This window comes from Desulfococcus sp. (genome assembly GCF_041737845.1).
In the GTDB taxonomy this organism is placed as follows: domain Bacteria; phylum Desulfobacterota; class Desulfobacteria; order Desulfobacterales; family Desulfococcaceae; genus Desulfococcus.
On the sequence record NZ_JBGSQX010000132.1, the window covers coordinates 1 to 6,332 of the forward strand.

Annotated in this window: 6 protein-coding genes; 4 read left to right on the forward strand and 2 right to left on the reverse strand. The window is 61.9% G+C overall.

Annotation, left to right across the window (positions count from 1 at the left end; genetic code table 11):
* Positions 1-1,108: malate synthase A (aceB, locus tag ACEW8N_RS15345; protein WP_373500716.1), on the reverse strand; the 1,108-nt coding region annotated here is incomplete at its 3' end.
* A gap of 166 nt (positions 1,109-1,274) precedes the next feature.
* Here aceB and aceK point away from each other — a divergent pair.
* From aceK to ACEW8N_RS15365, 4 genes are all read left to right on the forward strand, one after another.
* Positions 1,275-3,029: a bifunctional isocitrate dehydrogenase kinase/phosphatase gene (gene aceK, locus ACEW8N_RS15350; protein WP_373500717.1), complete on the forward strand. Its 1,755-nt coding sequence runs from the start codon at positions 1,275-1,277 to the stop codon at positions 3,027-3,029.
* A 205-nt stretch (positions 3,030-3,234) separates the two neighbouring features.
* On the forward strand, positions 3,235-3,981 hold the full coding sequence (gene glnH / locus ACEW8N_RS15355) for a glutamine ABC transporter substrate-binding protein GlnH (protein ID WP_373500718.1): 747 nt from the start codon (positions 3,235-3,237) through the stop codon (positions 3,979-3,981).
* Positions 3,982-4,085: 104 nt separating this feature from the next.
* The gene (locus ACEW8N_RS15360) at positions 4,086-4,757 is read left to right on the forward strand and encodes an amino acid ABC transporter permease (protein WP_373500719.1); all 672 of its coding nucleotides are present in this window, start codon (positions 4,086-4,088) and stop codon (positions 4,755-4,757) included.
* Positions 4,758-4,766: 9 nt separating this feature from the next.
* Positions 4,767-5,498, forward strand: coding sequence for an amino acid ABC transporter ATP-binding protein (locus ACEW8N_RS15365; RefSeq protein WP_373500720.1), 732 nt, complete (start codon positions 4,767-4,769; stop codon positions 5,496-5,498).
* A 362-nt stretch (positions 5,499-5,860) separates the two neighbouring features.
* Here the strand turns inward: ACEW8N_RS15365 and ACEW8N_RS15370 are convergent.
* On the reverse strand, positions 5,861-6,332 hold a 472-nt coding region (locus ACEW8N_RS15370), incomplete at its 5' end, for a nucleoside recognition domain-containing protein (protein ID WP_373500721.1).

Consider the following 6,332-nt stretch of genomic DNA (forward strand, 5'->3'; position numbering starts at 1 on the left):
CCGGATGCGCCACCCACGTGCCGTCGTGGCCGTACGTGGCTTCACGCTCCTTGTCGACCTTGACCTTGGCGAAGGCATCCGCGTTGGCCTTCTCGTCGTTCTTGATCGGGATCTGCGCGGCCATGCCGCCCATCGCGTGGATGTTGCGGCGGTGGCAGGTCTTGACGCAAAGCTCGGCGTAGCTCTTGAGGAAGTGCGTGGTCATCGTGACCAGCGCGCGGTCGGCCAGGCAGAAATCCTTGTTGTTCCGGAATTTCTTGATGCACGAGAAGATGTAGTCCCAGCGGCCGCAGTTGAGGCCGGCCATGTGGTCTCTCAGCTCGTAGAGGATCTCGTCCATCTGGAAGGCTGCCAGGATGGTCTCGATCAGGACCGTGGCCTTGATGGTTCCCCGGGGAATGCCCGTCAGTTCCTGGGCCCGGACGAAGATGTCGTTCCAGAGGCGGGCCTCCAGGTAGCTTTCCATCTTGGGGAGGTAGAAATAGGGGCCGGTGCCGCGATCCATGAGTTCCCGGGCGTTGTGAAAAAAATAGAGGGCGAAATCGAAGATGGAGGCGGATACCGGCCGGCCGTCGATCTCGACGTGCTTTTCCACGAGGTGCCAGCCCCGGGGCCGGACGATGAGGACGGCCGTCTTTTCGTTCAGCCGGTATTGCTTTCCGTCCGGGTTCGCAAAAGCGATGGTCCGCCGGACCGCATCCCGCAGGTTGACCTGCCCCGCGAGGGTCCCCTCCCAGGTCGGCGCATGGGAGTCCTCGAAATCGGCCATGAAGGTCATGGCGCCCGAGTTGAGGGCGTTGATGATCATCTTCCGATCGACCGGCCCCGTGATTTCGACCCGCCGGTCGTGTAGGTCCTCCGGAATCATCGCGACCCGCCAGTCACCCTCGCGGACGGCCCGGGTTTCCGGCGGGAAATCCGGCAGCTTCCCGCCGTCAATCTCCGATTGGACGCGCTTTCGGCGCTCCAGCAGCGAGATCCGGGTGTCTTCGAATTCGCGGGCCAGGGCCGCGACGAAATCGAGGGCTTCGGGGGTGAGAATCGTTTCGAACTCCGGCTGCACCGGGGCTTGGATGCGGACACCGTTCGTTTGGGGATGGGCGTTCATGGGAGGCTCCTCCTTTCATACACGTTTTAACATGCTTGCCTTGACAAAACATTGTAGAAAAATCTAATAACGTGTTGTCGGAATGTCAATGCAGTGGATACCTGTTCAGCGTTGGAAACAACCGGCATCCCCAAAGACCGGAAGCGAATGCCGGAAAGAGGATACAATGAATTCTGAAGACTACCTGAAGGCCCCCGAATCCCAAGGCGCGGCGCTGATCGAACAGGCCTACGACGACTACCAGGCGCAGTTCCTGGAGATCACGAAGCGGTCCGCGGACCGCTTCAACCGACGGGACTGGCAGGGAATCGACCGCGACGCCCTGGAGCGCCTGGATCTCTATTCCCGCATCGTCGACCGGACGGCAGACACCCTCAGAAGCCTCCCGGGAGACCGCCGGGAGGATCTATCGGCAGGCGCCGCCATGAAAAGCGCCTATGCCGGGCGCATCCGCATGAGGAATGACGTCGAACTGGCGGAAACCTTCTTCAACTCGGTCGTCCGGAGGATTTACGGCATCGTGGGCGTCGCCCCCCGTCTCGAATTCATCGCCGCCGAATTCAAAATCCCGCGCATCGAAGTCCGGGAATGCCCGGTCTGCGACGTTTACACGCCGAATTCAGCTCCGGACGGGCTTGCCGCCCTTTTCCGGGAAATGCTGGCCGCCTGCGGCGCCGAACTGCACCTTTCCGATCCCGAGGCCGACGCCCGGCGGATCGCCCGGCGGGTCGAAGCCCATCTCGGCCAGGCCGACGGACCCCGTTTGCCCGAGGGCGTGGAAATGATCCGGTCGGTATTCTACCGGGACAAGGCCGCCTACATTGTCGGCCGGATGCGCGTCCGCGGCCGCCTCCTCCCCCTCGTCATCGCCTTTCTGAGCACGCCTGAAGGCGTTGCGGCGGACGCGGTGCTCCACGAAGAGAGCGACATCAGCATCCTGTTCAGCTTCACCCGCGCCTATTTCCATGTCGTCGCAGACAAGCCCGCGGAGCTCATCAATTTCCTGAAGACGCTCATGCCGCTGAAACGGGTCTCGGAGCTCTATACCTCCATCGGGTTTCACAAACATGGCAAAGCGGAGCTCTTTCGCGAGCTGACGCGCAGCCTGGAGACCTCCTCGGATCCATTCGAAATCGCCCGGGGCGAAAAAGGCATGGTCATGCTGGTCTTCACCCTGCCCTCCTTCGACGTGGTGTTCAAGATCATCAAGGACCGATTTGAATTCCCCAAGCACACGAGTGCCCGGGAGGTGCAGCGCCGCTACAAGCTGGTCTTCCGGCACGACCGGGCGGGACGCCTGGTGGATGCTCAGGAGTTCCAGGACCTGACCTTCGACATCTCGCGCTTCTCGGCGCCGCTCCTGACGGCGCTCCGGGAGACCGCAGCCGATACCGTGGTCTTCGAAAAGGACCGGCTGCGGATCCGGCACCTCTACACCGAAAGGCGGCTCATGCCCCTCGACCTCTTTCTCAGGGAAGCCCCCGCAGGCGACGCGAGGGAGGCGGTGATCGACTACGGCCGGTCGATCCGGGAGCTGGCGGCGACAAACATCTTTCCAGGGGACCTGTTTCTCAAGAACTTCGGGGTCACGAGCCACGGAAGGGTCGTCTTCTACGATTACGACGAGCTGTGCCTCCTCACCGACTGCACCTTCCGGAAGATGCCCCCCGCCAGGGAATATGACGACGAGATGTCCCTGGAGCCATGGTTCCATGTCGACGACAGGGACATCTTCCCGGAGGAATTCAGAACGTTTCTTAGATTCCCGGATCACCTCAAAACGGTGTTTGAAACCGCCCACGCCGACCTGTTTGACGCCGCTTTCTGGCGCGGTATTCAGGAGCGCCTGAAGTCCGGGGCGGTGATGCACATCTTTCCCTACCGGGAAGGCCTCCGGTTCAGAGAAGAAGGCGGTTTATGAGCGGGGCGCCCGGCCGGCGAGGCCCCTGCCCTCTCCCAAAATCCCCAACTGCCTGAAATCATCCCTTGATAATCCATTCGAAATAGGGTTTAAGGGAGGATCATCCCGGTGGAAATCCCATGGACCGGAGCCCGCAGAGCCAGCCCGGCAGGAGGATCCGCCATCGATGACACCCGCACCACCAACCGCAAAAGGAGGAGAACTCATGAAACGTTTCTGGACCATCTTCACCGCCGTCGCCGCCATGGCGATGCTCTCGGCCCCGGCCACGGCAGCAACCCTCATCGTGGCGACCGACACCAATTTCCCGCCCTTCGAGTTCAAGGACGCTTCCGGCAAGCATACGGGTTTCGATGTGGAGCTCTGGGATGCCCTGGCCAAGGAGATCGGCGTGGAATACAAGCTTCAGCCCATGGACTTCAACGGCATCATCCCCGGCCTGCAGACCGGCCAGCTCGACGCGGGCATCGCCGGAATGACCATCAAACCCGAGCGGGCCGAGGTGATCGACTTTTCCGATCCCTACTACAATGCGGGGCTGCTGATCCTGGTCAAGGCCGACAACACCGATATCAACGGCATCGCGGACCTGAAGGGCAAGGTGGTCTCGACCAAGCTGGGCACCACAAGCGAGGATTTCGTGAAGAAAAACGCCCAGGCCAAGGAGGTCAAGCTCTTCCCCAACAACGACGCCATGATCCTCGAACTGATGTCGGGCGGCGCCGACGCCGTCATCTTCGACTCGCCGGTGATCGCCAACTTCATGCGGAGCGACGCGGGCAAGGGCAAGGTGAAGGTGGTGGGTCCCCTCTACATGGGCCAGTCCTACGGCATCGGCTTTCCCAAGGGGAGCCCGCTGGTTCCCAAGGTCAACGAGGCCCTCAAAAAACTAAAGGCAAGCGGCGCCTACAACGCCCTCTACATGAAGTGGTTCGGAACGGAGCCCAAATAGATTCCGGCACGAACCGTCCCCCCGTGATCGGCCCGGGGGATGACCCGGCCCGGGGGCGGGGGTTTCGCGCCCGCCCCTGATGCCGCTTGAGCAAGGGAAACCGCATGGGATTCACATTCGAATGGAAGGTGATGATCGAGACCTTCCCGCTGCTCCTCTCCGGCGCGAAGCTGACCATCCTCATCACCCTGGTCGGCCTCTTTTTCGGCTTCATCATCGGCGCCGCCGCAGGCCTGATGAAACTCTCCAAACACCTCTTTTTCCGGAAGATGGGCGGCGTCTACGTCGAATCCATCCGCGGGACGCCGCTCATCGTCCAGGTCATGTTTCTCTACTTCGGCATCCCCATGGCCGTCGGCATGCGCATTTCACCGATCACCGCTGGCATCGTGGCCATAGCGGTGAACTCGGGCGCCTATATCGCCGAGATCGTCCGGGGCGCGGTGCAGTCCATCGATGTCGGCCAGATAGAGGCCGGCCGCTCCATCGGCCTGACCCGGACCCAGACCATGCGCTACATCATCTGGCCCCAGGCCTTCCGGCGGATGATCCCGCCCCTTGGAAACCAGTTCATCATCAGCCTGAAAGACACCTCCCTCCTGGTGGTGATCGGCGTGGCGGAGTTGACCCGGGTGGGGCAGGAGATCATCGCCGTCAATTTCAGGGCCTTCGAGGTCTGGCTGACGGTCGGTGTTGCCTACCTGATGATGACCCTTTCCATCGCCAGGGTCCTGAAAATGACCGAGGAGCGCCTGGAAAAACGCACGGCACGATAAGGGGAATTCATGATTCACATCCGGAATCTTCACAAAACATTCGGAAACCTGGAAGTCATCCGGGGGATCGACCTCCACATCCGGCCGGGCGAGGTGGTCTGCATCATCGGCCCGTCGGGCTCCGGGAAATCAACGGTTCTGAGGTGCATCAACCGCCTGGAACAGGCCACATCGGGCCAGATCATCCTGGACGGCAAGGACCTCGCCGACCCCAAAACCGACATCAACCAGGTGCGGGCCGAGGCGACCATGGTCTTCCAGGGATTCAACCTGTTTCCCCACATGACCGTCCTCGAGAACGTGACCCTGGGGCCCGTCAAGGTCCGCAGGATGCGGCGGGAAGAGGCCGACCTGCTGGCCCGCGAACTGCTCGAGAAGGTGGGCCTCGCCGAAAAGGCCCGGAATTATCCGGACCAGCTTTCGGGCGGCCAGAAGCAGCGCGTGGCCATTGCCCGGGCACTGGCCCTGCGGCCCAAGGCGATCCTGTTCGACGAACCTACCTCGGCCCTGGATCCAGAGCTGGTGGGAGAGGTTCTGGAGGTCATGAAACAGCTGGCCAGGGAAGGCATGACCATGGTGGTGGTAACCCACGAGATGGGCTTCGCAAGAGAGGTGGCCGACCGGGTCGTGTTCATCGACCAGGGCGTCGTCCAGGAGGAAAACAGCCCCGAGGCATTCTTCGGCAATCCCCAAAACCCGCGCCTCAGGGATTTTCTGGGCAAGGTGCTCTCTCACGATTGATCCTGGCCGGCCCGGCGGCGGGAGAGCGTCGTTGATACCGTCCCCGACGAACATCCTCGGCCGCCAGGCGGTGGGGATCCCTCAGAAATCCAGAGAGTTGAACAGCTCCTGACAGACGCCGGGCTTGGAAAACCGCCCGATCAACATTCCCCCGGTTTTTCAGCGCACTCGACCGGTTGGCCCGCTTCCAATTTCCCATCACAGGCTGACGCCGCGCCGCACCCCGAACACCCGCATGCGCAGGCGCCCCCGGATGACGCGGAGAATGTCTTCCATATCTTCAGGATGACATACAACACGGATATACCAACAATGATTATGACAATTATATTCTCCATGGCTCTTTTCCCGCATAGATCGTATCAATAGCCCATGCGCACCCCCCCTTGATAGACCAGCACCGCCAGCAGAAAAGCGAACAGGGTGTTGAAAACGACTGAAAACAAGCCCCATTTCCATGATCCGGCCTCCCTGGCAATACAGACGACGGACACGAAACAGGGGGCGTAGAACATGATGAACACGATCAGGGCGACGGCCGTCAGGGGCCGCCATCCCTCGGAGGAGGCCAGCCTGGCGGAAAGGGAGTCGCTCGCCCCGGCGTCCACCTCCCCCAAAGAATAAGCCGTCCCGAGGGTGGACACAATCACTTCCTTTGCGGCGAATCCCCCGACGAGGGCGATATTGGTCCGCCAGTCGAATCCCGCGAGCCGGGACAGGGTCTCCAAGGCCGTCCCCAGCCTGCCGGCGGCGGAATGCCGGAGGGCCGCTTCCGCCTGGGCCGCGTGGACGCCCGCGACGGCATCCCCGGCGGCAGGGGCGTCCGTGCCTGTC